This window comes from Shigella sp. FC1567 (genome assembly GCF_001743015.1).
Taxonomy (GTDB): domain Bacteria; phylum Pseudomonadota; class Gammaproteobacteria; order Enterobacterales; family Enterobacteriaceae; genus Escherichia; species Escherichia coli.
The window spans coordinates 1-269 of record NZ_MIIV01000452.1 but is presented as its reverse complement, the minus strand read 5'-3'; the positions used below and the strand labels follow the sequence as shown (position 1 = coordinate 269).

The window sequence follows — 269 nt, the reverse complement described above, 5'->3', positions numbered from 1 at the left end:
AACCAGACGGGTTAACGGCAGCAAAGAACCTTGCAGAGGCGTTCGAGCATTATAACGAATGGCATCCGCATAGTGCGCTGGGTTATCGCTCGCCACGGGGAATATCTGCGGCAGCGGGCTTGTAATGGGTTAAGTGATAACAGATGTCTGGAAATATAGGGGCAAATCCATGATTGTCTGCGCTGAAATGGACGAACAGTGGGGCTACGTCGGTGCTAAATCACGTCAGCGCTGGCTGTTTTACGCGTATGACAGGATACGGAGGACGG

2 pseudogenes are annotated in these 269 nt (G+C 52.4%); both read left to right on the top strand.

Features of this window, described 5'->3' with window-relative positions:
- Positions 1-159 (top strand): annotated as a pseudogene (locus tag BHE85_RS19905) (integrase core domain-containing protein); the annotation flags it as partial.
- Position 160: 1 nt separating this feature from the next.
- Positions 161-269: pseudogene (locus BHE85_RS19900) on the top strand (IS1 family transposase); the annotation flags it as partial.